The 25,521-nt window shown below is 32.8% G+C and carries 25 protein-coding genes and 1 pseudogene; 12 read left to right on the plus strand and 14 right to left on the minus strand.

The genetic code is table 11. The features are described 5' to 3' along the window. Positions 1-54: 54 nt before the first annotated feature. Complete coding sequence (fdhD, locus tag MMJJ_RS08005; RefSeq protein ID WP_104838363.1) at positions 55-756, plus strand: formate dehydrogenase accessory sulfurtransferase FdhD; 702 nt, start codon at positions 55-57, stop codon at positions 754-756. 50 nt (positions 757-806) lie between these two features. After that, positions 807-1,697, plus strand: a complete 891-nt coding sequence (locus MMJJ_RS08010; RefSeq protein WP_104838364.1) for a phosphoadenosine phosphosulfate reductase domain-containing protein — start codon at positions 807-809, stop codon at positions 1,695-1,697. A 20-nt stretch (positions 1,698-1,717) separates the two neighbouring features. On the opposite strand, the gene MMJJ_RS08015 is transcribed toward MMJJ_RS08010, so the two are convergent. The 5 genes from MMJJ_RS08015 to MMJJ_RS08035 all read right to left on the minus strand — a co-directional run bounded on the left by MMJJ_RS08015 (position 1,718) and on the right by MMJJ_RS08035 (position 5,011). Then, on the minus strand, positions 1,718-2,167 hold the full coding sequence (locus tag MMJJ_RS08015; protein WP_181505166.1) for an HAD family hydrolase: 450 nt from the start codon (positions 2,165-2,167) through the stop codon (positions 1,718-1,720). Between the two features lie 28 nt (positions 2,168-2,195). After that, complete coding sequence (locus MMJJ_RS08020; protein WP_104838366.1) at positions 2,196-3,254, minus strand: nucleotidyltransferase domain-containing protein; 1,059 nt, start codon at positions 3,252-3,254, stop codon at positions 2,196-2,198. Positions 3,255-3,326: 72 nt separating this feature from the next. Beyond that, positions 3,327-3,629, minus strand: coding sequence for an FUN14 domain-containing protein (locus MMJJ_RS08025; RefSeq protein WP_104838367.1), 303 nt, complete (start codon positions 3,627-3,629; stop codon positions 3,327-3,329). Between the two features lie 94 nt (positions 3,630-3,723). Continuing rightward, complete coding sequence (locus tag MMJJ_RS08030) at positions 3,724-4,371, minus strand: hypothetical protein (protein ID WP_104838368.1); 648 nt, start codon at positions 4,369-4,371, stop codon at positions 3,724-3,726. A gap of 13 nt (positions 4,372-4,384) precedes the next feature. Continuing rightward, the gene (locus MMJJ_RS08035; RefSeq protein WP_244901527.1) at positions 4,385-5,011 is read right to left on the minus strand and encodes a cobalt-precorrin-7 (C(5))-methyltransferase; all 627 of its coding nucleotides are present in this window, start codon (positions 5,009-5,011) and stop codon (positions 4,385-4,387) included. Between the two features lie 114 nt (positions 5,012-5,125). Between MMJJ_RS08035 and MMJJ_RS08040 the strand changes: the two genes are divergently transcribed. Further along, complete coding sequence (locus tag MMJJ_RS08040) at positions 5,126-6,283, plus strand: geranylgeranyl reductase family protein (protein WP_104838370.1); 1,158 nt, start codon at positions 5,126-5,128, stop codon at positions 6,281-6,283. Positions 6,284-6,298: 15 nt separating this feature from the next. On the opposite strand, the gene MMJJ_RS08045 is transcribed toward MMJJ_RS08040, so the two are convergent. Both MMJJ_RS08045 and MMJJ_RS08050 read right to left on the minus strand, forming a co-directional pair. Next, positions 6,299-7,063, minus strand: coding sequence for an ABC transporter substrate-binding protein (locus MMJJ_RS08045; RefSeq protein ID WP_104838371.1), 765 nt, complete (start codon positions 7,061-7,063; stop codon positions 6,299-6,301). Positions 7,064-7,178: 115 nt separating this feature from the next. After that, a complete protein-coding gene (locus MMJJ_RS08050; protein ID WP_104838372.1) occupies positions 7,179-7,943 on the minus strand; it encodes an ABC transporter substrate-binding protein in 765 nt (254 codons plus the stop codon). A gap of 289 nt (positions 7,944-8,232) precedes the next feature. On the opposite strand from MMJJ_RS08050, the gene MMJJ_RS08055 reads away from it, so the two are divergent. After that, positions 8,233-9,711 (plus strand): methanogenesis marker 14 protein, encoded by a 1,479-nt coding sequence (locus MMJJ_RS08055; protein WP_104838373.1) that lies wholly within the window; start codon positions 8,233-8,235, stop codon positions 9,709-9,711. Between the two features lie 91 nt (positions 9,712-9,802). Here the strand turns inward: MMJJ_RS08055 and radA are convergent, their stop codons facing one another. After that, a complete protein-coding gene (gene radA, locus MMJJ_RS08060) occupies positions 9,803-10,771 on the minus strand; it encodes a DNA repair and recombination protein RadA (protein ID WP_104838374.1) in 969 nt (322 codons plus the stop codon). Between the two features lie 148 nt (positions 10,772-10,919). Here radA and cbiT point away from each other — a divergent pair, with 148 nt between their 5' ends. The 8 genes from cbiT (at position 10,920) to MMJJ_RS08100 (ending at position 20,838) form a co-directional block, all read left to right on the plus strand. Next, entirely contained in the window at positions 10,920-11,465 is a 546-nt protein-coding gene (cbiT, locus tag MMJJ_RS08065; protein WP_104838375.1) for a precorrin-6Y C5,15-methyltransferase (decarboxylating) subunit CbiT, read from the plus strand. Positions 11,466-11,562: 97 nt separating this feature from the next. Further along, the gene (gene glgP / locus MMJJ_RS08070; protein WP_104838376.1) at positions 11,563-13,125 is read left to right on the plus strand and encodes an alpha-glucan family phosphorylase; all 1,563 of its coding nucleotides are present in this window, start codon (positions 11,563-11,565) and stop codon (positions 13,123-13,125) included. A 122-nt stretch (positions 13,126-13,247) separates the two neighbouring features. Continuing rightward, a complete protein-coding gene (locus tag MMJJ_RS08075) occupies positions 13,248-15,257 on the plus strand; it encodes an ATP-dependent DNA helicase (protein ID WP_104838377.1) in 2,010 nt (669 codons plus the stop codon). 126 nt (positions 15,258-15,383) lie between these two features. Continuing rightward, positions 15,384-16,631: an ornithine cyclodeaminase, nickel-pincer nucleotide-dependent gene (locus MMJJ_RS08080; protein ID WP_104838378.1), complete on the plus strand. Its 1,248-nt coding sequence runs from the start codon at positions 15,384-15,386 to the stop codon at positions 16,629-16,631. Positions 16,632-16,648: 17 nt separating this feature from the next. Beyond that, complete coding sequence (locus MMJJ_RS08085) at positions 16,649-17,308, plus strand: DUF2100 domain-containing protein (protein WP_104838379.1); 660 nt, start codon at positions 16,649-16,651, stop codon at positions 17,306-17,308. A gap of 36 nt (positions 17,309-17,344) precedes the next feature. Beyond that, entirely contained in the window at positions 17,345-18,460 is a 1,116-nt protein-coding gene (gene hisC / locus MMJJ_RS08090) for a histidinol-phosphate transaminase (RefSeq protein ID WP_104838380.1), read from the plus strand. A 123-nt stretch (positions 18,461-18,583) separates the two neighbouring features. After that, on the plus strand, positions 18,584-20,062 hold the full coding sequence (gene cobQ, locus MMJJ_RS08095) for a cobyric acid synthase CobQ (RefSeq protein WP_104838381.1): 1,479 nt from the start codon (positions 18,584-18,586) through the stop codon (positions 20,060-20,062). Positions 20,063-20,160: 98 nt separating this feature from the next. Continuing rightward, on the plus strand, positions 20,161-20,838 hold the full coding sequence (locus MMJJ_RS08100) for a hypothetical protein (RefSeq protein ID WP_104838382.1): 678 nt from the start codon (positions 20,161-20,163) through the stop codon (positions 20,836-20,838). Positions 20,839-20,884: 46 nt separating this feature from the next. On the opposite strand, the gene MMJJ_RS08105 is transcribed toward MMJJ_RS08100, so the two are convergent. The 6 genes and pseudogenes from MMJJ_RS08105 to MMJJ_RS08125 form a co-directional block, all read right to left on the minus strand. Continuing rightward, entirely contained in the window at positions 20,885-21,274 is a 390-nt protein-coding gene (locus MMJJ_RS08105) for a Zn-ribbon domain-containing OB-fold protein (protein WP_104838383.1), read from the minus strand. 21 nt (positions 21,275-21,295) lie between these two features. Next, positions 21,296-21,385: an Rdx family protein gene (locus tag MMJJ_RS09545; protein WP_394340095.1), complete on the minus strand. Its 90-nt coding sequence runs from the start codon at positions 21,383-21,385 to the stop codon at positions 21,296-21,298. Next, positions 21,376-22,491 (minus strand): annotated as a pseudogene (locus tag MMJJ_RS08110) (thiolase domain-containing protein); the annotation flags it as partial. The pseudogene MMJJ_RS08110 and the gene MMJJ_RS09545, both read right to left, overlap by 10 nt. Positions 22,492-22,509: 18 nt before the next feature. Further along, positions 22,510-23,559: a hydroxymethylglutaryl-CoA synthase gene (locus MMJJ_RS08115; RefSeq protein ID WP_104838384.1), complete on the minus strand. Its 1,050-nt coding sequence runs from the start codon at positions 23,557-23,559 to the stop codon at positions 22,510-22,512. 62 nt (positions 23,560-23,621) lie between these two features. Next, positions 23,622-24,311 carry a helix-turn-helix domain-containing protein gene (locus MMJJ_RS08120; RefSeq protein WP_011171154.1) on the minus strand — a complete coding sequence of 230 codons (690 nt, stop codon included), beginning with the start codon at positions 24,309-24,311 and terminating at the stop codon, positions 23,622-23,624. Between the two features lie 135 nt (positions 24,312-24,446). Beyond that, positions 24,447-25,511 carry a DNA double-strand break repair nuclease NurA gene (locus tag MMJJ_RS08125; RefSeq protein ID WP_104838385.1) on the minus strand — a complete coding sequence of 355 codons (1,065 nt, stop codon included), beginning with the start codon at positions 25,509-25,511 and terminating at the stop codon, positions 24,447-24,449. Between the last annotated feature and the right edge of the window lie 10 nt (positions 25,512-25,521).

Consider the following 25,521-nt stretch of genomic DNA (forward strand, 5'->3'; position numbering starts at 1 on the left):
TATGCTTTAAGTTATAATAATATTGATGGTATGATTTTGGAGTGTGGTGTAAAAATGTCTAAAATGGTTACAAAAGTTAAAACGTATTCTTGGAGCGCAGAAAAAGGGCTTTTAGAAAAAGAAGACACGATAGTAACTGAGGATTTTTATGAATTATACCTTGACGGAAAATTAATTGAAACAATGGTCGTATCTCCTGAAAATATTGAAGAATTGGGTATTGGATACACTATTTCAGAAGGATACATCGCTCCAGAAAGTTTTTCAGAAATTAAGATAGATGATAAAAAGATATATGTAAACTCAAAAGAACTGGAAAAAGTAGATACAAAAAAAGGTAACGTAAATTTAAAATTGAGTACAATTAAAAAAATCATGGAAACCATGCCTACTCTTTCAGACACCTGGAAGATAACCGGTGGAGTTCACTGGGCAGCACTCTTTGATTTTTCAGGAAACAAAATAGTTTATTTTGAAGATATCGGAAGGCACAATGCAGTAGATAAGGTAGTTGGATACGCTGTTTTAAACAATATTGATTTAAACAATTGCGTACTTGCATCGAGTGGAAGACAGCCAACAGCAATGGTTAAAAAGGTAGTAAATTCTAAAATTCCCGTAATAATTACGAAATCCCCGTCAACAGATAAGGGGGTAATTTTGGCGAAAGAAAATGATATTTTATTAATCGGTTTTGCAAGAATTGACCGATTTACCGTATATCATGGAGTAGAAAAGATAGATTTTAAATCATAATGTTTATTTTTTCTAACGTAATCTAATTAATTTAAAGATATGTGGGTTATATGGATAATAATCTTGAATTTAGACCTTGGACGCAAAATAAGCGAAATTTAAAGCATTTAAATCAGTTAAAAGAAGATATTTTAAACAATTTTGAAGATTTGAATTTAAAAGATGAAAAAATAATTGTAATGCTCAGTGGTGGAAAAGATAGTGCCGTTTCACTTGCAATTGCAAAGGAACTTGGATTAAACGTTCATTTGTGTGTTCATTTTGTCCACAAATGGAGTTGGGATATTTCAACAAACGAAGCAAAAAAATTAGCAGATCGATTTAATGTACCGATAATATTTCCAGATATTACTGAAGAACTGGCCAAAAAAACACAGGGTGCCAAAGGAAAAAGCATCTGCCGAATTTGTAAAACTATAATGAAAGCTCGAATGATAGATATTGCGAAAGTCGAGAATGCAAAAATAATAATGACTGGGGAAACTGCACTTGAAAAAATTGCAGGCCCTGTTTTTCAATATATCCGTGAAAATAATGCAAATGTTAAAAGAAAAGATGAATTTGAACTCTACAAAAAAATGGAGATTACAAAGGTTCCAAAAAGATACAAAATTCATTTTTTTAGGCCTTTAATTCGTGTTGGACATTTTGATGTATTTAATCTTCAAAAACACTACAAGATAGATATAAAACGTGTAAGCGAAGCCGGAAATAAAATCGGATACTGGAGAGAGGGGTGCTGTCTTCAGTACTGTACTCCAACTTGCGAACTGACAACTGAATTATTTGATGATTTATATAAAATAAATAAAAAAGCAACAGAAATTGCGCGAGATTGTGGATTTAGGGCATCAATTACCCTTCCAGCAAAAGAAATAACTGTAATTCCAGAAGAAGAAAAAAACTTTAAAAAGATCGAAGAACTTTTAAAAGAGATTTAATTTTAAATTTTATTTTTAATTTATTTTCTAAGTGTTGCAATAAGTCTTTTTTCATTTAAAAGCAGATTTATCGCATCTTTTATATTGTTAATCACGATATCTGACTTTAAAAGTGCATTTGTTGATGCCCCTTCTTCCCCGATTATTAATATTCCAAGTTCACTTTTTTCAAGCATCATGCAGTCGTTATTTCCATTTCCAATTCCAATATATGGAGAATATTTTTCAGCAGCATTTACTTTTTCTATTTCGTTTTTAATCCTGTCAACTGCAATTGGAAGACCTTTGAATTCTTTTTCCAACGTTCCGTAAGTGTCTGCCGTAAGTACAACGAGTTTGTAAGTTTTTCCAAGTTCTTTTAAAAGTTCTTTTATTTTCTCACTTACAAGCCCATCGACTGCCAAAGTCCCGTTTAAATCAAACACAACTGTTTTAGAAGTTATTTTTCCGTAATTTGGAATATCAATAATAATACCACCCTAAAAAGAAGAAAATTAATTATTTAGCCAATTTTACGTATTCATTAAATGCTTCTCGAGTAGTTCCAACAACAACTCGTTTGTAAGTTTCTTTTCCATAAACTTCTTCTAGTTTTCCGCGAACAATAATTTCTTCGCCATTATATGTGGATCCAGCATAAGTGTGGGTAAATGATACCACTTCTTCAATTTCAGATGCTAAAACTTCTGCATTATTTTCATTGTTTAAAATTTCGACATTTTCAACTTTGTACACGGCAGGATTATCAAAAACAAAGGTATCGTCTTTAACTTTTGCTTTAATCTGGATAAATCCTAAATTTTTGTATTTTTTATCCCCATAGTTTTCAGTTATTTCATCCCATTCTCTTGTTGCAAGTAAATCAAACATTACGCCATCAACAACGCCCCTGTTCAATTTTCTCTTTTCATGCCAAACAAACTCATCGTAAGTTAATGTTCCATCTTTTATTCTTTTTACATATGCTTTTTTCCAGAAATCTTCAGAAAGTGGTTCTAAAACGCCATCTTTAAAAGTAACGGATAGAATTTCTCTTGCAATTTTGTGTTTTTCCATCCCATAAATTACAAAATCAATGTCTGAATTTTCATTGTTTAGTTTTAAAACGGTTGAACCTGAAACTCCCATATTTTTATATTCAAGCCCGTAATCATGAAGCGTATCTGCTAATTTTGCACATTTTATTTCAGCTTCAGTATTTTGTTCATTTAAAACTTCTTCTAATCTTTTTTGGGGGCTCAGAATTTCTTTAATGTTATTTTTAGGAATTGCATGCAAAAGCACGTCGTTTATTTCATCATAAAATAAATATTCTGGGTAGTATTCTTTTAAAATTGCGTAAGCTTTGCTACTATCTGCCACTTTTATGAATCTTTCCCCATTAAGTATTCTTATGTCGTTTTCATCAAGATCATAGTCTTTTAAAAGATGATTTCCAATTTTATCGATATTTATGTATCTTAAAAAAGAAATAACTGAATTTTCTGGATGATAATAAGTATTTACTGCAAAATAACCTTCATTAGTTTTTACAAAATCCCTGATACGAGTATCCATAATTTCACTTCTTAAAAATTAAAAGAATATGAGTTTATCATATATTTTATGGTACATATAATTCAATTTAAATTATCCCTGTTTTAACCCAACTGCGGCCCCTGCTGCAAATCCTCCACCTAAAGATACAGAATGAATTAATCCAACAGCTAAACTTCCATAAGACATCACTGCACCTTCTACATTTCCAACAAGACCAAATAATGCATCTACATTTATTGAAATAACCCCTAAATTACTCAGGTAAATTAAACTGAATACATAAAGGCCCATTAACGCAATAACCACTTTTAGGGCTATTTTAATTCCCCAGCCAACAATAAATCCAGTTATAAATCCGGTTCCAAGGTCCGGAACAAATTGCAGTATGTCCATGATTTATACCCTTTTTACGCTTTTATATTGATATTATTTATTCGTTAAACATTTTTTATATCTTTTTATTTGGGTTTTAAAAATTAAACGTTTTTTAAGACGCGGAAGTAATATTCATTTTAAATAAGCTGTTATTAATGTCACCAACAGGAATTCCATTTTCTAACACGTAAGTTCCAAGTAACAAGTCGTCATTTTCAATAATTGTTCGATTTATAATATTTTTACCTGCAATATCATCAATATTTTCCATGAAATATCTATTTTCGTTTAAATTTTCTGTAATTAGTTCAGCGTAATTATATTCTTCGCCAATTTCTATGAATATCCCATAATTTTTGTTATAGACAATAACGTCGTTATAATTAAGGGGTTTATTGTATTTAAGATCTGGTTTTTGAACGTAATCTGAATTTAAAAATATCATTCCATTTTTCGTTTGTATATTTTCATCTGCAAAAAGGCTTCCAAATCTCCATAAAGGGGTTTTTACAGCTATTTTTGAATAGTTATTCTTATCAATGTACGCCCCATCAAATATTATAAAGAAATAGTCTGGAGTTTGATGTTCTGAAGTTTTATTTGTAACTAATTTTAGCATATCTTTATTTAAGTAGATAAATTCTGGATAAGGGCTATTTTCAACGATTTCAACAGAGCTGTAGTCGTTTCCGATACATCCTGAAAATGAGGTTAATAGTAATAATCCAAAGACTGAAAGTAAACTGGCTACTTTTTTCAAAAGTATCTCCTCTTTAGTTTATAATGCAGACCAAAAGGTAAGAATAATCATTTTCCATTAAATTTGATATTTTATCCGTAATTATTCTTTCGTTTGAATATGAAAGATTTTCAAGAACGGTTATTTCTTTTTCGTCCGAAATTCCATTTTCAATCAAGAATTTAAGGTCATTTTTTAAATTATTCGGTAAAAAAATCACTTTTTCATCATTTTTCACATAATCTAACAGCTTTTTTAAATTTTCTTCTTTTCCATGTATTGTTAAAATGTTATAATCTTCCCAAGATATTTTGGCTTTTGCAGCTGCCATTTGAATTGACGAAATTCCAGGGATCACTTCAAAATCTTCTTTTTTAATAAAATCAAATGAAGATATAGTTTTTAAAAGACCGCTGAAACACGGGTCCCCCGTTGAGAGTATCGAAACCTTTTCTTTAGGATTTGAATTTTTATAGTTTTTTAAAAATTCATAAAGTTCGTTTTTAAGATTTACCGTAAGTTCTATTTTTTTTCCGTTAGTTTCAAAGATTTCAAGGGACCTTTTACTTCCCAAAACAAAATCCGAAGTTTTAACTGTATCAACTGCTTTTTCTGTAACATAATCCCTGCTTCCAGGCCCAATTCCAACGATATAAATCACTGTATCCCATTTATAATTTTTTTTGAAGAAAATTTAGCGAAACTATATTTAAAATGATATTTAATATAAGATTTAAAAACTATTAATCTTTCGAAAAAATTTTTCAGGAATATCATGGATTTTGAAAAGTACGATGTGGTAATTGTCGGTGGCGGGCCTTGTGGATTTATTACTGGAGAGAATATTAAAAATAAAAATGTTCTCGTTTTAGAGGAGCATCAGGAAATTGGGGTTCCATTTCAGTGTGCAGGGCTTTTAAGTAAAAAATGTATAAATGAACTGGGAAATCCTAAAGGTTCAGTAAATAAAGTTAGGGGGGCGCATATTTATTCAAAAAACAGTTCTATTACGGTTGGAAATGAAGAAATCAGGGCAGAAGTTTTTGAAAGAAAGGTAATGGATAAAGATATTGCCGTCAGGGCTTCTAAAAATGTGGATATTTTATTAAAATCGTACGGAAAAATTAAAAATTCAAACAATTTATCCAATCGCGATAAATGTATGCATAATTTGGAGATAATGCACATTGGGGACACTTTCGAAATATCTCCTGAAATAATTATCGGGGCTGACGGGATCAGGTCCACAATTGGAAGATCGTTGAATATGCTTGATAAAAAACGGGAAATAATTTCGGGAGTTCAGATCGAATTTGTCAATGCGAAAGTTGACGATGATTTTGTTTACGTAATTTACGATAAAAAATATTCTGAAAAATTTTTTACATGGATAATCCCCCTTGGAAACGATAGGGTAAGGGTTGGAATGTGTGATTCAAATAATTCTTACAAAAAATTAATAGATTTTATCGAAAATAATCCTGTTGCAAAAGAAATTTTAAAAAATGCAAACCCGGTTGAATTCATTTGCGGTGCAATTCCAATTGGTTATTCAAAATCTGTAAAAAATAACGTAATGCTTGTTGGTGATTCTGCAGGCCAAGTAAAGCCTTTAAGTGGCGGTGGGCTTTATTATGGTGCAAAATGTGGAAAAATCTGTTCAGATACAATAAACCAGTATTTTGAAGGAAATTATGACATTGAATTTTTGAAAAACTATGAAAAAAACTGGAAAAGTGAAATTTCATCTGAAATTGATAAAAATATTAAAATTAGAAAAATTTTAAACATGATAAATAACGATAAAATGGATAGAATTTTTGATTTTATCGATAAAAACAACCTTGTAGAATTTATAAATGAAAAAGGGGATATGGATAATCCATCAACTGTTGTCAAACCGATTTTAGATCGGGTAATCTTTGGAAAATAAATTAATTTTAAATAATTAATATTTGCCGTACCATTTAAGCTTTAATTCATCAAGAGTTCCATCATTTTCCATTTCTAAAAGTACATCATTTATCGAGTTTCTTAAGTTTGGATTGTTTTTATTAATTGGAATTGCCCAGTAGCTTACGGATAATTTTTCGTCTAAATATCTTTTTTGTACGTTACATTTAGTGGATATGTGTTCGATGTACATTTCATGCCCAATTACTGCATCAACTTCCCCATTTTCTACAGCGTAGGTTAAATTTTCCGGGGTATCGTAATATATACACTTACAGCCTACATTAGTTAAATAAGATTCAACCAGTTCTGAAGAGACACTGCCTTCAATAACGCCTAAATTTTTACCTTTTAATTCTTTAAGCATGGTTACTGAACTACTTTCTGGAACTGCAACCCTGACACTGTCATAATAATAAACTCTCGTGAAATCAATAAATTTTCTTCTTTCGTAATTTACAGTTCTTGATCCAATACAGTCGACCTCATTCTTTTCCAAAGCATCGAAAAGTTCAGATTTGGAATTGTAAATCTTAAAATTTGTATTTAATTTCATTCTTTTTGCAATTTCATTCATTAAATCAAAATCAAAACCTGCCAAATTTCCATTTTCTTCATATATTGTTGGAGGGTACTGCGCACATACTCCAACAGTTAATGTACCTCTTTTCATAGTGTTTTGACTTGAAATACAGCCGGAAATAATTGAAATCGATAATAAAAATAGCAAAATGGTAATCCCAATAGAATGTCTTTTCATAAACGGCCCCCACCTTATTTCATACATTATAGTTTTTATGAGGGGGTATTTAATATTTTTTAAATAAAAATAACTGAAAATTTAGTTGAATAAAAAAGTAGTTAGGTAATGGTAACTAATCGTACCATTTATTTTTTAATTCATAAAGTGCTTCATTCTCTTCCAATTCAAATAATGCATCGTTTATTTCATTTTGGAGATCGTGATTATCTTTTTTGACTGCAATTGCCCAGTATTCAATTGTCATTTTTTCGAAAATCAATCTGGATTCAAAACTTTTCTGCTTTGAATAGTAATCCAGCTGGATCTGATCAGTAACCACTGCATCAATATTTTTCGAATATATGTCTGAAACTAATCCTTGAATTGAGTCATAGGATTTGATATTTGCGTTAATACTTCCCAAGTAGTCTTTGGCCCAATCTTCAGTATATGTGTTTGTCACAACTGCAATATTTTTACCGTTTAAATCTTTAAGTTCGCGATAAGGACTGTTTTCAAAAACTGCAACAACCACATATGTTTGGATGTATGCCCTTGAAAAATCCATGTCTTCTTTTCGTTCTGGTGAAATCGTCATCGAGGGGAGACAATCGATTTCTCCGTTTAAAAGTGCTTCGTGTGCACCGCCATATTCGTAAATTTTGAATTCGGGTTTTAAGCCCATATTGTTTGCAATTTCTTTCATCAAATCGATATCAAAACCTTTCAGTTCACCCTCTTCATAATATTGTTGTGGCGGCATTTCTGGCGTAATTCCAACTGTTAATACGCCGGGAGTTACTGTATTATATTCTTTGCCATAAGAAGAGATACATCCTGAAAAAGAAGTTAGTATTAATACTGATGATATTATTACGAGGATTGTGGGGATTTTCACATTATCTCCTTTATGGTTGATAACAGATACTAATATTCTTTACTTTAAAGATATATTAACTTTTACATGTGATTTGGTCGTATTTCATGGATAGTAATTAAATTTATTATGTTTTTAAAATTATGTCATTACTATTATTAAAATTAATATGGGATATTAAATAGTCTAGGTACCTATAAAATTAAAATTCAAAAATGCTATATTTATATAATCAAATTTCCATAATTTATAATGTTTTTTTAAGCATTTAATGTCTGTAATTCATTTTAAAATTAAGGAGAAGATATACATGGGGTTTCTTGATTCAATTAAAGGAATATTTAGTAAATCACCAAAGATACACTATGCAAAATCACAGAGTATTGATGTAATGGATCTAAATCCAAAGAGGGTCGGTCCAAATCAGCACATATTGCCGTATTATACTGTAGCATCTGTTGAACTTGGAAACACGACAACAAAAGCAATTATATCTGCAACAGAGATGGGATCTGGAAAAACATATGTAGTTTCAAAAGAAGTTAGGATGACAAGGGATGTAAGGCCTCCAAAAAAAGGAGAACAGGTTTTTGGAAGGACTATCTGGGACGTTGAACTTACAAAAGAAGCAGTTTCTGAAATGGTTCGAGATGTATTGAAAGGTGCAATGGATAAGGCCCATTTAACTGTAAACGATCTTCATTTTGTTGTTAGAAGTACGGGGGTTACTGCAGGTTTTGCAACGCCTGAAGAAGTAGGGGTAATGATCGTATCTCTTGCTGAAGGATGCAGAATGGCAGGAATTCCAAATGGAAAGATGACGCCGATAATGACAAAAAAACAGCTTCCAGAAATACTTCAAGATTACACCTTGATTGAAAAGTTGATTTTTGATGGGGCAGTAACAGGGGTAGTTCCTCCAACTGGAAAAGAAGTAGTTGCAAATGAAATGGAAGGAGAACTTGTAACTGCAGGATTGAAAATTGGAAGTAAGTGGACCGGTGTTGACTACAGAAACCCGTGTATCAGCATTGATTTTGGAACAACACTTGCCGGAAGAATTACAAACAATGGTGAACCTTATGCAAAAGTTGTTGGAAACTTGTGCGGACTTGCAGGTGCAGTTTCAGATGCAGTTGTTCGTGGAACAGATTTGGTAAGTAAAAGGGGCGGTGCAGTTTTAGATATTCACGCTGAAAAGGGAAGCCCAAACAAAGAACTCGCGAAAAAATATGCAGAAGAAATTCACGGGCACGTAATAATAAAAGAAGTTCCAAAAGGGATGGAAAGATTTGGAACGGTTCCAGTAAATCCTGAAAGTGCAGAAAAAGCTGGAACATTTTTAATCGGTTGTGATGTCGGTGAAAATGGAAGCGATATTCCAGAACTTGAAAAAATTGGTGCAAAAATTTTAAAAGAATCAAATCTTCCAACTTTAATGTATACTTTAGACATTGTTTCTTCAAAAATCACTCAGAGATTGATAAAGATTGCACATGAGGAAGGAATTATAAATGGAGATACGGCAATAGGGATTACTGGAAGAGCAGGAATTACTGGTGAAAAGCCAAAATTGATAATTGAAATGCTTTCAGAACTTGGAATATGGGATAACGTGTCTGAAAACATAATTTTCGTTGAAGACGGACTTGCTCTTGGTGCAAGTGTAATGGCAAGATGCATGAACTGTCTTGGAACTCCAAAAGTTCCAATCGGCGGAAAAAGAAACGGCCCATGCATATTATCTCAAAGGATAAAACGGCAAAAAGAAATGGGAATGATAAAATAATTTAAAATAACTAAAATACTCAAAAATTTCTATTTTTTAATTTTAATGAAAAAAGAAAATATTAAAATTTATTTTTAATTTTTAAAAGATATTAATCTTGAATACCTTTTTCTGTAATTCTAAAGACTGCTTCTGAATCCGGCAAGTGTGGGGAGTCGTATAATTTTGCAACTCTTTTATCTCCTTTTGATTTTCTTAAGAAGAATCTAAATGTTGCAGCGTGTCCAACAACGTGTCCACCAATTGCTTGTTCAGCAACACCAAAGTATGCATCTGGTTTTGCAGCAACCTGGTTTGTAACTAGCACAATGCAGTTGTATAAATCTGCAAGTTTGTTTAGTGTAGCCATGTGCCTACCTAATTTTTGCTGTCTTTCAGCCAATTTACCTCTTCCTGTAAATTCGTTTCTGAAAGTGCTTGTAAGGGAGTCAATAATTACTAATTTAATGTTATTTCCGCCTTTGATCAGGTCTTCAATTTTTTCAGCAAATAACATCTGCATGTCTGAATTGTATGCTCTTGCAACGAAGGTATTGTCCAAAACAGTTTGGCCATCGATTCCAGCCCCTTCAGCCATCTGAACAACTCTTTCAGGTCTGAATGTACCTTCTGTATCGATATAAACTGCTTTTGGAGCTTCAAGTTCTTCTTCAACTACTCCTTCTAAATCTGCAAATATTTTTTCTCTCATCTGTAAATTTACGCAAGTTTGATGCATAATTTGCGTTTTACCACTTCCAAACATACCTGCAAATTCCGTTACAGACTGGCTTTCGATTCCCCCTGCAAGAACTGTATCTAATTCAGTGCTTCCAGTTGAAAGTCTCCATACACTCTGTCTTTGTTTTAATAATTCAACACCACTTTTGAATCCAAGGTCGCATAAATCTCTTGCAGCCATGATCATTTTAGCAGCAGCTTTTTCACTGATACCTTCAATATCAGTTAATTCACCGATAGTTGCTGTTGCAATTTTCATAAAATCGAGGTATCCCCCTTCAATTAGTTTATCTGCAGTTGATGGGCCTACCCCAGGCAATTCGGTCAAAACGTCAGCCATAACTTCACCTTTTTGTTAGATATGATGAGAATAGTAATATGTGTATAAAAATACCGTGATTGTTAATATTTAAAAATTAAGCTAATGTATAAGTAGCCAAAATCAGTATTTATAACTTGTTAATCAAAATAATAAATAATGTGAAAAAATGATCCAAGACAGTGAATTTTTTAGAATGGAAGGCGTTCCGATAACTAAAGAAGAAATTAGAGCCGTAAGTATCGGTAAATTAAATTTAGATCCTGAAGACATAGTTTTAGACATTGGCTGCGGTAGTGGGGGCATGAGTGTTGAGATCTCAAAACGGTCAAAATTTGTGTACTCAATTGATAACAGCGAAGATGCAAAAAATACGGCATTAAATAACTTAAAAAAGTTTAATGTAGAAAATTGCACGGTTTCACTCGGAAATGCAGAAGATTTAATTTCAAAATTTGATTTTAACAAGGTATTTATCGGCGGAACCCAAAATATTGAACAGATCTTGGAAATTTTAAAAGAAAAGAACATTGAAATAATAGTTGTAAACACAATTGTTCTTGAAAATAGTGTAAAAATAATTAATAAATTTGAAGAACTCGGCTACGACGTAAATTTTGTAAATGTTTCTGTTTCATACGGAAAAAAAATTAATTCCGGGCACATAATGCTTTCAAAAAACCCGATAACAATCATAACAGCCACTTTAAAATAGATTTTATTAGTCTTTTTTAGATATATTTAATAAATATAACATAGAAACATAATATTACTCAGGGAAGTTTACGTTTTATATTATTTTGAGGGATTTAATGAAAAACACTGCTTATTTTAGCATGGAGTTTGCAATTGATCAGTCTTTAAAGACGTATGCGGGAGGACTCGGGTTTTTAGCAGGATCCCATTTTAGGGCAGCTAAACGCCTTAACGTACCCTTGGTTGGGGTTTCAATGCTTTGGAGCTACGGCTACTACGACCAGGTGCGAGATCGCGAAGGCCGTATGAAAGTTGAGAATATAAGGAAATACTACGATTTTTTAACAGATATTGATTTAAAAGTTCCAGTTGTAATAAATGGGACGAATATTTGGGTTAAAGCGTATAAATTAGAGGAAAATACATTTAATACCTGCCCAATTTATTTTTTAACAACAGATATTCCAGAAAACGATCATTTGTCAAGAACCATTTCTTACGGACTTTACGATGGGAATAATTTAACACACATCGCCCAAGAAATCGTATTAGGAATTGGCGGATACAAAGTCATTCGAGAATGTGAAAATGTAAAGCGATATCATATAAATGAAGCCCATTCTCTACCTGTCGCATTTAAAATGCTCGAAGACTATGGAACTGATTATGTAAAAGAACATTTATTGTTTACTACACACACTCCAATTCCTGCTGGAAATGAAACACAGGATATAAATCTGCTAAAAAGTATGGGTTTTTTTGGAAGTATTGACACTAAAACTGCTGAAAAATACGGTGGAAATCCATTTAATTTAACTGTCGCAGCTTTAAGAATGTGCAAACGATCGAATGCCGTTTCAGAACTTCACAGGGACACTTCTGAAAAAATGTGGGCATGGGTTACAAATCGAGAGCCTATAATGAACATTACAAATGCACAGGATAAATATTACTGGCAAGACAGACAGATACGAGAATCTGCGGGAAAAAAAGATATAAAAATGCTTCGCGAAAGAAAAATGGAATTAAAAAAACAGCTTTTTGAAGAAGTAGCGGACCAGACCGGAAGCCTTTTTGATCCAAACATTTTAACGGTCGTTTGGGCAAGAAGATTTGCCGATTATAAACGACCTTCATTTTTATTGAGGGATGAAAAAAGGTTTAAAAATTTGATTAAAGGCGGAAAAATTCAAGTAATCTGGGCTGGAAAACCACATCCTGCTGATTCAAATGCACAGATTACATTTAACTGGATAGTTTCAAAAACTAGGGAACTTAAAAATGTTTCAGTTTTAACAGGATATGAATTAAAACTTAGCAAACTCTTAAAGCAGGGTTCTGATGTATGGTTAAACACCCCGAGAAGACCAAATGAAGCATCAGGAACTTCAGGAATGACTGCATCGATGAATGCGTCGATACACATGAGTACAATGGACGGATGGCATGTTGAATGGGCAAAAGCATATCCAAAAGATAGTTTTACTATCGGAGACGGTGTAAATCTTGATGAAGATTACGAGGCAAATGAAATGTATAAACACCTCGAAAGGACTATAAAGATTTATGATACCGATGAATGGTGGGAAAAAGCTATAAATTCGGTAAATCACGTCGTGGAATATTTTGATGCTGAAAGAATGATTATGGAATATACTAAAAAATTTTACAGTGATTAATCTCTTTTAAATTTGATTTTAAATCCTTAACGGGTTTTTTGTATTTTTTACGCGATAAATACATATATAAAAGGCGGCACCTTATTAAATTTTCAAAACTATTTTCGAGTTATGTGGTAATCATGGATTTTTATGAATTTAAAGAATATTCCAAAGAAAAATTTCCATATCATGGAATGAGGCCCCAGCAAGAAGTTTTGATGGGAAAAATTTACGAATGTGTAACAAAAAAGAAAAATCTTGTAGTTGAGGCTCCAACAGGCGTTGGAAAAACTCTTTCTTACCTTATCCCTGCACTGTACTTTGCAGAACGCGGAAAACGAGTAATGATTCTCACAGAAACGATTGATCAACAAGAAAGAATCGTAGAAGATTTAAATTCGCTCAAACACAATTTAAAAGTATCTTTTATGATGGGAAAGGGAAATTTTTTCTGTAAATCAAAAGGGGAAAAGGCAAACACGCTTTACTGTCAATTAAATAAAGGCTGTATTTACAGGCCAAACAAAAAACCAGTATGTGTCTGCGGTACAAAAAAAGAAAAAATTGAATTTGATGGAAATACAACATTTTACTGCCCGCTTTGTCTGTGCGATTATCAAAAAGCAAAAATCGAATCTTTTGATGCAAATATAATCGTGATGAATAACAGTATTTACTATTATTTAAAAGACGAAATCGACAAAAAGAAACAAACTGACATTGTAATTTGTGACGAAGCCCATAAACTTGAAGGAAGTATTAGAAATGCTGCAACAATTGTTATAAATCCAAAATATGCCTTAAGAAGACTTAGATTTATGGCATACCACTACTCAAATTCAAGATTAAGAGTGCATATGGATAGGGTCACTGAAGAAGATGACGAAATTTTCTGGACGATAGTTGAAGATTACGTTGTAAAAAATGCATCCGGAAAAGATTGTAAGAATTCTTTAGTATTTGATGGATTTAAGATTACTTCATTTGGATTAAAAGAAGATGTGGCAATTTTGGGAACTCTTCTCGAAGGTTACAACGAAATAGTAAAAATTAAAGAAAAAATTGAAGATTTATCTGAAAATGAAGAACTTGAAAAAAAAGATTTGAAATTTAAAATCGATAACAAGGCATTAATCCCGTTAGAACTTCAATTTGTTGCAGATAGAAGAATATCCGATGTTCCGATGGTGGAATTTTTGGAAAATCTAGGAAATCTTAGGAATATTACTGGAAATTTTGTAGTTTATAAAAATAATGGATCGATTCTTTGCGAACCCGTACTCGTTTCAACGTATTTAAATAGACTTTACGGGGATGCATCAGTAGTTCACTGTTCTGCAACACTTGGTGATCTGAAAATTCACGCGATAAAGACAGGAATGGGAAGAAGTGAAACACTACTTTTGGACAGCCCATTTTCAAAAGATAGGCGAAACATAATCGCGCTATCTGATGGGGAAGATATGAAATTTAATTCCATAGATTTTCAATCAAACAATAAAAAAAGAAACAAGGCAAATGAAAATCTGTTTAAAATGGTAAACGCCGCAAAAGGAAATACTTTGATACTTTTTAAGAGTTTTGGAGATTTGAAAACGGCTCACGAATACTTTTTAGATGCGAGGTATCGAGGAAATATATACTGCTATGAGTCAGGAATGGATGGAAAAGCCGCAAAAAAATTAAAGGAAGACTTTCAAAAATACGGGGGACTCCTTTTAGCAACAGGACGGTTTGCAGAAGGTGTGGATATTCCTGGAGATGCACTAACTTGTGTTATAATAGATAGCCTGCCATTTCCCGTTCCAACTCCACTTTTAAAAAGAGAACAGACCCTTCTTGAAGAGCGTTTGAAGTCAAGAAAAGTTAAAGATGCTCACTGGAGTGCATTTTTGATGACATCCTTTCACATAATGGCAAGAACAGTTATACAAATGATTGGACGATTAATAAGGACTGAAACTGATTATGGTGTTGTAGTTATACAGGATAAAAGATTTAATGATTGGGTTGGCTCAGAAATGCTTAAAAGAAAGTATTTAAAAGACAAATTCCTCCCAATGTCAGTTGATACTGCTACAGAATACATTCCAAAGTTTATGAAAAAGATGAAAGAAGATAATTTAAAAAATAGCTCTTTTTTTAAATAATTTAATGCTAATTCTTTTTATCAACTTTATCCACCTATGCACTTATATTACATTCAAAAAATTATATATTCATGTAGCACATAGGAATTGATAACTAAAATTTAGAGAGATTTATCGGGTGATTTAATGTTCATGAGGGAAATTGAATTAAAAGGGCACATAATTGACAGCTTTATACTTGCAAAAGTTTTTGATAGGACTTTAGAACTCGGCGGAGATTATAAGGTTTTGGAATTTGATATAGGAAAGAAAAAAATCGATACATCATACGCAAAATTATTAATTTCAGGAAATACCCAGCAGCACCTCGACCAGATTTTGGAGGAACTTCAGAATGTTGGTGCAAATATCCCTGAAATTGAAAATGCTAACTTAAAACCTGCTTTAAAAGATAGCGTTTTACCAGATGGATTTTATTCAACTACAAATCACCCAACACACGTAAAAGTAAATGACGAATGGATAGAAGTTGCAAATCCAAAAATGGATGCAGTAATTGTTGTTTATCCTGAAGAAAAACGGGCAGAAACAAAAGTCATTAGAAAGGTAAAGAAAGGAGACTTCGTATTAATTGGCCACAACGGAATTAGGGTAATGCCTCCAGAAAAATCAAGAGAAGCAGGACAGCTTTTTGAATTTATGAACTCCGAAGTATCTTCTGAAAAGCCAAAAGAAGCGATTATTAAAAGAATTGCAAAAGAAATGCACGAAATAAGAGAAGAATACAAAAAAACTGGAACTGGCGGAATTGCGATTGTTGGCGGCCCTGCGATTATACACACAGGCGGAGGTCCAGCTTTAGCAAAAATGGTCGAACTTGGATACATTCAAGCAATTTTGGCAGGAAATGCCCTTGCAACACACGACATCGAATCCGCATTATATGGAACTTCACTTGGAGTAAATATAAAAACTGCAAAACCTGTAACTGGGGGACATAAACACCACATTTATGCAATAAATGCAATAAATGATGCTGGAAACATCAAAAATGCGGTGGAAAGCGGCGTATTAAAAGAAGGTATAATGTACCAGTGTATAAAAAATAATGTTCCATACGTTCTTGCAGGAAGTATTAGGGATGATGGACCAATTCCTGACGTTATAACTGATGCCATGGTTGCACAAGATAAAATGAGAACTACTGTAATGGACAAAAAAATGGTTATAATGCTATCAACACTTCTACACTCCGTTGCAACAGGTAACTTAATGCCGTCATACATAAAAACAGTCTGTGTCGATATACAGCCTTCAACCGTTACTAAATTAATGGACAGGGGAACTTCTCAGGCAATTGGGGTAGTTACTGACGTAGGGGTATTTTTAGTCCTCTTATTAAAAGAATTAGAAAGGCTTGAACTACAGGAATAATTGTTTTGAGGAATATCATGTCAGAAACACAGTATTCAAAAGAATTAATTAAAAAAGCAGTAGAAACGATTTCAAAGGCAAAAACAGTTTCTGCTACTCAAAATTTTGAAAAAAATGAAAATAAAAAAACATTTTCTGATGCAAAATCTGGAAAAATCGATACAATAGAGTTTAAAAAGGCAGTACATTCACTTTTTGAAGCTGATGAATATCTTTACAAATATGCACCAAATCATGATTTAGACGAAGAAAAAGCCAGAGAATTTTCAAAACTTTTATTCGATGCACAAAAACATATTAACAATGTTTTAGGCGGATTTGGATTTGATATTGAAACAGTTGCTTTAGATGGGCAGGCTTTGTATATTGTAAGCAATAAAAAAGTTTTAAAATCATTAAAAGACATCAATCCATATTTAAATATTATTTCAACAGAAGGAGTTTTGGAAATCGAGGATATGAAAGTTGTAAATCCAAAGATTCCTGAAAAAGCACTGCCTGGAATAGAAAAAAAATGTAAAATTACAAAAGAACAGATTTCAAAAGTTATATCAAATATATCTCCTTCTAAAGTCGTAGTACTTGTTAAAGATGGAGATGTTGCTGATGAATTAATATACAAACGGGCAAAAGAACTTTACAACGCAGAAAAATTAAATGCTGACGAAATACTTTAATTTTTTATTCATTTTTATTTTATTTAAGGTGTTTTTATGTCGATTGATGATAAAGTAAGATTAATAGTTAAGGAATTTAAAGCATACGTTCCTGGAAAATCAAAAGAAGAAATTGCACGAAATTACGGAATAAATCCAGAAAAAATCATTAAATTGGGATCAAATGAAAACCCATGGGGCTGTTCACCAAAAATTGGAGAAAAATTAATAAATGAAGTTTCAAATCTCCACCAGTATCCTCAACCTATAAACCCTGAATTAATGGATGAGATAAGTAAATTCACAAAAATGCCTGTTGAAAATATTATTGTTGGAGGAGACGGGGCTGATGAAGTAATCGATAACATCATGAGGATATTAATCGATGAAGGCGATGAAGTAATCATTCCAATTCCAACATTTACGCAGTACGCAATTTCTGCAAAAATTCACGGTGCAAACATAAAATGGGCAAAATTTGACGAAGAAAATGGATTTAAACTTGATTTAGAAAGCGTTTTGAACAATATAACTGAAAAAACGAAAGCAATATTTTTATGTACTCCAAATAACCCTACTGGAAACGTAATTCCAAAAGAAGATATTAAAAAAATCGTTGAAAGTACAGACGCACTTGTAATGATTGACCACGCATATATCGAATATTCAAAGGAAGAATATGATTTAACCAGTTGGGCTTTAAAATATGACAATGTACTTGTTTTGAGAACATTTTCAAAAGTATTCGGGCTTGCAGGACAGAGAGTCGGATACGGTGTTACAAGTAAAAAAGTTGTTGACTACATGATGAGAATAAAACCAATCTTTAGTTTAACAAGAGCATCGCAAGTCTCTGCAATAACTGCACTTTTGGACAAGGAATTCTTTGAAAAATGCTTAAAAGAAGGAATCGAAAGTAGGGAAGAAATTTACAATGGTTTGAAAAAATTCAAACAACTTGAAGTTTATCCAACTGAGGCAAACTACATGCTCGTAAAAGTTAAAAACGGTATGAATTCGAGCGAGTTTTGTGAAGCACTTTTGAAAAAAGGAGTAATTGTAAGGGACTGCTATTCTTTTGAAGGGCTTGAACCATATTATTTTAGAGTTTCAATTGGAACATTTGAAGAAAACGAAAGATTCCTAAAGATAATGTCCGAAATAGTTGAATAACTCTTATTTTTTAATTTTATTTTTTTAATAATGTTTTAAATTTATCGCAAATATTAAATGTCTTGTTTTTCTATAGTTTCGCTAAAGAAAATTTACAAATTAAAAAATTTCTCGGTGTGTAAAATGGCTAAATTTATCATGGTCGTAGGAACCTCTTCAAACAGTGGGAAAACCGTTTTGGTGTCTGGAATCTGCAGGATGCTCTCAAACAAAGGTTACAAGGTAGCGCCATTTAAATCACAGAACATGAGTTTAAATTCGAGAGTTAGTGTCGAAGATGGGGAAATTGCAGTAGCACAGTATACTCAGGCAATGGCTGCAAGAGCTGAGCCATCTGTTCATTTTAACCCGATTTTATTAAAGCCAAAGGGAAATTTTGTATCCCAAGTGATCGTTCATGGAACTCCTTACGAAGATAGGGATTACAATGAATACCGGTCTAAAAAAGACGAATTTTTGATTAAAATAAAAGAAAGCATTGATTATTTAGATGAAAATTATGATTATGTTGTAATTGAAGGTGCTGGAAGCTGTTGTGAAATAAATTTATTAAAAGATGACATTGCAAACTTAAAAGTTGCAGAAATTGCTGGAGCTGATGCAATACTTGTGTCAGACATTGATAGGGGCGGTGTTTTTGCATCAATTTATGGAACAGTCCAATTATTGCCTGAAAATTGGAAAAAGCTATTAAAAGGATTTGTAATTAATAAATTTAGGGGAAATATTGATGTTTTAAAAGATGGATTTGAAAAAATTGAGGAACTTACAAACATTCCTGTTATTGGAACAATACCTTACGATGAAACTTTAGTACTTCCTGAAGAAGACAGCCAGGCATTGGAGGGTAAACGAGTATTTGGAAATTTAAAAAGCCCAATTGAAGTAAATGTAGTTAAATTTTCAAAGATTGCAAATTTTACAGATGTTGATCCATTTTCAAGCGACTGTTTAATGAAATACATTGATTTTAATGAAAATATAACTGGGGATATCCTGATATTGCCTGGAACAAGATGTTCTACCGTTGAAATGGATTTGATGAAAAAGTATGGAATGGATAAAAAAATTTTAGAATTTGTGGAAAATGGTGGAATCGTCCTTGGAATCTGCGGAGGATACCAAGCGTTAGGAAAAATGCTATTTGATGAAGATTTTTCAGAAGGCGATGTTGGAACAATTTCGGGCTTGGGATTATTTGATATGGAAACGACTTTTGGAAATAAAAAGGCAATAAAAAATTCAACTGGAAAAATATCTATCTTTAATCAAAATTTTAATGTGTCGGGCTATGAATTGCATGAAGGATATTCAGTTTCAAATGAAACTCCGTTAATATCTCTTTCAAAAGGTTTTGGAAATTGTGGGGATTCATATGACGGCTCCTTTAAGATGATTGGAGATTCGTATATTTTTGGAACTTACTTTCACGGGATACTTGAAAATTTTGAATTTAGAAATTACCTCGTAAATCTTGCAAGAAGCAAAAAAAATCTATCAAAAATTGAAGACGACACTTATGCTGAACTTTTCAATGAAAATATGGATAAATTATCTAAAATAATTGAAGAAAGTTTGGATTTTTCAAAAATTATAGAATAACCTAAATCTCAATTTAAATTTTTAATACTTTTTTTAAAGATTTTTAATATTGGTTCTCACATATTTTTTAATATCTCTATTTTTGGGGAGGGTGACTTATGATCGATGAAAAAGCTAGATCCGAACTTGAATATTACATTCGTTATGAACTGAGAGGAGTTTATAAAAGCAGGATGGATGAAGACATTTACGAAATCGAGTTTGAGAATATGTCATATTCTAAATATTTTAAAAAATTACTCGAAAAAGATGGCATAAAAACTAAAGATGTAAAAAACATCTCAAAAGTTGCAATTTTTAAGGATCAGTATATTGGAAGAATAATTGCATTATTAAAAAAAGAGCGAATGGATGAATTAATTGAATCAATGAACTTTCAAACGTCAGTAATTGAATTTATATCTCGAAATTTTAATCCGATAATTACAAGCGGTCGTGAAAGCGGTATAATTCGTTTTAAAATGATAGATGGTGGGGAAAATTATGCATACAAAGAATTAAAAGAACTTGGGTTCAATGTATCAATTGAAAACGGTTCAATAACTGTAGATATTTCCAAAACTGTCAAAGAAATGTTTAAAAGAGTATCAACTGTTTTTGATCTAGAAAATATGACTCCATATTACGCATTTAGTGTAACTGAAGACGAAGCAGTTGACAAATGTAAAAAACTAGATGAATTATTCGTACCATACAAATATTCCGATGTTCATCGCGAAATATACATTGATTTTGATTCATTAAAATATGAAATATCAAAATTTAATGGTAATTAGAACTTGCTAATTTTAATTAAAAAAAAATAAAAAATGTATTTATTTATTATTCAGTTGGAACAAATTTGTATCCGTAGCTGATTACGCCATCGCATCCATCTTCTCTTATTTTTCTAAATGTTGCTTCTACAGGCATTCCTATTTTAACTTCTTCTGGTTCACAGTCGATTTGGGATGTGATTTTTGTACCTTCTTCAAGTTCCACGATACCAATTACGTAAGGGGACTGTTTTTCAAAGTCTTTAGGTGCAGCGTATACTACGGAGTAGGTGTACACTTTACCTTTACCGTTTAATTTGTAATCTTCCAATTCTCCTTTTCTTCTGCATTCTGGGCAGACACTTCTTGCAGGGAAGTAAACGGTTCCACATGTTTTACATTTTGATCCAATAAGGTTGTACCTTTCTTGCATGCTTCTCCAGGTTCTTACTACCATAATCTCACCGGAAATCATTTTTTAGCTTAAATTATTAATTATCTTTTGTTTGATAAAACGTGAGTACAAACTGTACCGCCTGTTCCACCGACATTTGCTGCAATAGCGTATCCGTTTTTAATTGCAGCCTGTCTATCTTTACATTCTTTATCCTGTTTTAACTGCCAGTAAAGTTCACCGACCTGTCTGATACCTGTAGCACCTAATGCGTGGCCAGCAGCTTTTAATCCACCACTTGGGTTTACTGTAACGAAGCTTTCGTCGTCGATTCTAGTTTTTCCAGATTCTACAACTTTTCCCGCATCTCCTTTTTTACAGAATCCGAGGTCTTCAGTTAATACCAATCCATTAATTGCAAAACAATCGTGAACTTCTGCAACGTCAACTTTTTTAGCATCAATTCCTGCAATTTTGTATGCTTTGTCTGATGCAACTTTTGCAGCATTCAATGTAGTCATATCTTTTCTGTCGTGCAGTGCAATAGTGTCTGATGCCTGAGTAGATGCTTTTATGTAAATGATTTCATCTTTTGGAGCATATTCTGTTGCTTTTTCGGCATCACAGATGATAAGTGCTGAGGCACCATCTGAAACCGGTGAGCAGTGCAATAATGTTAATGGGTCTGCAACTGGCGAAGCTCTCATAACCTGATCAATTGTTACTTTTGATCTGAACTGTGCGTATTTGTTATGAACTGCATTTTCGTGAGCAATAGCACTCCAGCTTGAAAGCTGTTCAATGGTTAGCCCGTATTCATGCATGTATCTTTTTGCCATCATTGCATAGAGTGATGGGAATGTTGCACCAACGAAAGCTTCCCATTCCTGGTCTGATGCTGTTGCGATTGCTGAAGTTGCGTCTGCAACATCAGTCATTTTTTCAACACCACCTACTAAAACAACATCGTGTGCACCACTTGCAATAGATAAACATGCACTTCTTAATGCTAAACTTCCAGAAGCACATGCAGCTTCAACTCTGGTACATGGAACGGGGTTTAATCCTGCATAGTCTGCAATTAATGATGCAGAGTGTTCCTGTCCTACGAAAAGACCTCCACTCATGGTACCGACGTACATCGCATCAATGTCGTCTCCGTCAACGTTTGCATCACTAATTGCTTTAACTCCTGCTTCCACAATTAAACTTCTGAATGATTCTTCCCAGAGTTCACCAAATTTAGTCTGTCCGTATCCTATAATTGCTACATCCTTCATTTTATCCACCTGATGAAGTTACATTCTAATTTTTCCTCTGTATTTCAAGTAAACTGCATAATCAACGTATTTTTTCTGTTCTAAAAGTTTTTCAGTTGTTATTTCTTTGTCAACTACTTCTGAAATCCTGTCAGTTACAGTAATGTCAAATGCGTCACTTCCTGCACCACTACCGTATGAAACAACGAATATTCTGTCGTCTGCTTTTGCATGGTCTAAAATGTTCGAAAGTCCAAGTGGAACGGCTCCTGAGTATGTGTTTCCTAAATATGGTGTTAAAAGTCCATATTTGTACTGTTCTTCCGTAAATCCTAATTTTTTAGCCGCAGTTAGGTAGAATTTTCCATTAGGCTGGTGGAATACACAGTAATCGTAATTTTTTGATGTTGTACCCATTTTTTCCATCATACCTTTTGCACCGTTTAAAACGTGTTTAAAGTATGCAGGTTCACCTGTAAATCTACCACCGTGTTTTGGGTAGTGTTCATGTTCTCTTCTCCAGAAATCGGGAGTATCTGTGGTGTAAGAGTAAGTTCCGTTAAATTTAGCGATAAATTCTTCTTTTTTTGCACCGATAATGAATGCTGCACCGCCAGCTGCTGCAGTGTATTCAAGGGCATCCCCTGGAGCGCCTTGAGCAGTATCTGCACCAACTGCCATAGCATATTCCATCATTTCGCTTCCAACTAAACCCATACACATCTGGATTCCTGCAGTTCCTGCTTTACATGCAAATTCTAAATCTGCAGCTGTAAAATCTGGTGATACACCACATGCTTCAGCAACAATTCCAGATGTTGGTTTTACTGCGTAAGGGTGGCTTTCACTTCCTACGTAAACAGCACCAATATCTTGTGGATTAATTCCTGCTCTTGATAATGCTCTTCTTGCAGACTGTACTGCAATTGTTGCAGTGTCTTCGTCAGGTCCTGGAACGCTTTTTTCGTTTACAACAAGACCTCTTTTGATTGCTTGAGCATCTTTACCCCAAGCACCAGCGATATCTTCAGCTTTTATTCTGTATTTTGGAAGGTCACTTCCATATCCTACAATACCTACTTCTTTCATTTGCTCACCATTTTTTTGTTAATGAACAATTGTTAAATTCATAACAATATAAACAAAAAAAATTATTTCATTTCTTTTAATCGTTTTAAAAGCTCATCGGTACTTAGTTCGGTTACTATAAGAGATATTCCCTCAAGTTCAGCAAGTTTAACCGCGAGCTTGTCAAGTTCGGAAACTCCGTTAAAGATCACGACTCTTGGTTTGATGTTGCTTACACGAATTGCAACCATAGGACTTCGTCCACCAGAAACTTCGGTAAAAATCAATGCCCTTTCGGTTGTCCAACCGTATAGATTTAAAAAATCTTGACCGTTCATTTCTAAAATAGCTTTAACACTGTCTACAACAGTATGGCCAAATAGCTGGTTACTTAGATTGTTTTCGCCACAGATTACTTTTCCTTCGATTGTGGAAAGTAATTCTTTGACTCCAATTGGGTTTTGGTATTCTTTAATCTGTAAAATCGCCTTCATCGAGGTAGGGTTCAACACCTTGCTCAATGCTTTTATGGTATGCCCGCCTCTTTCTTTGTCAATTTCTAAGAGTGCATATACATATTTTTTGACGATATTTACTCCTGGATTTTTTCTTCTGCCAACTTCGTAATCACTGATTACAGATGGGGAGACATCTAGGTACCTTGCAGTTTCTATCTGCGGTATGCCAAACATTTCTCTCCATTTTTTCATGGCTTTACCGATATCTTCGGACAATACAATTTCTCCCATGATATGTATCGCTATTTTCTCCATGGCAGTATATGTGAGCTAATTCTTATATAAATATTTCGATTTAAAATAAAATATCATTCGATATATGTCGAAGTGGTCAAAAATGAAAATCCAAAAATCAGTTATTTAAATTTGAAAAAATAGTTTTAAAATAGATTAATATTCTAAATTTGAGTCTCTGTCCGTTTTTTCGTAGATTCCAAGGAGTTTTGCAAACTTTTCAATCTCTTTTTTCTCAATTTTTACATTTTCGTGAGACTTTTTCAAAATGTAAGGATAGCCTGAAACAGATATTTTTTGAATATTTGAAAAGAAATCTTCGTCTAATTCTTCAAAAGATGTGATACAAAGCGTTCCATTATTGTTATCAAGTTTTAAAAATTGGTAGTTCAATTTTTTAAGGTCAATTCCAAATTTTTTAAAGTATTCAACGTTTTTGTAGAAATTTTTATTTATTTTTTCGTCAACGAGATCGAGTGGTTTTGAATATCCTGAATTTTTGCATCTTGAAAATATTGCAAGGTCGGGAATGAGTGCATCTTTGAAATAAATATTCATTTTTGAAGTTTTTGCAACACCTACAATTTTTTCACGATATTTTAAAATTTCAGATAATAATATTAAATATTCAAGCTGTTCGAGTATAATTTTTTCCTCTTCACTAAATTTTGAATTATTTGAAATTTCAACGCTCGAGTTAATGTTTTTAGAGTCGATTTCTTCAAAAATCTTATTTTTTAATTCTTCTCCATAAAGTTCATAATATTTGAAAATACTATTTTCTAAACTTTCCCCGTTAATTGAAATCTTGTTGTTTGTTTGAATTAACAGGGAATATAGTGAGCCATCGTAGAGATAGTAGTCAATATCTTCATTTTTTAAATTCCACAATGCAATCTTTAATTCCATATTGAGCATGTAAAGACTTAATCTGCTCTGAACGTACCTGTAGGGTAAAATTATATTCGAATCCCACGAAGAAACCGATTTTTCTACTTTTCCGCCGGTTTTTTGAATATATGAAACAGCACCTGAAATGTAGAGGCAGTAATTTATATAATCGATTTTATTGAAACTTCCATCCCCTCCTGCAAAAACTGCGTTAGAATGGTTATTAAAATCGCAATTATTCCAGTAACTTTTATAATCAAAGTTAAAATCGATATTTTTTATTTTAGAACATATTTCCTCCTTTTTAGAGAGGAGTTTTGAATAGTCCATAAAATACACC

This window comes from Methanococcus maripaludis (assembly GCF_002945325.1).
Lineage (GTDB): Archaea > AGJL01 > Methanococci > Methanococcales > Methanococcaceae > Methanococcus > Methanococcus maripaludis.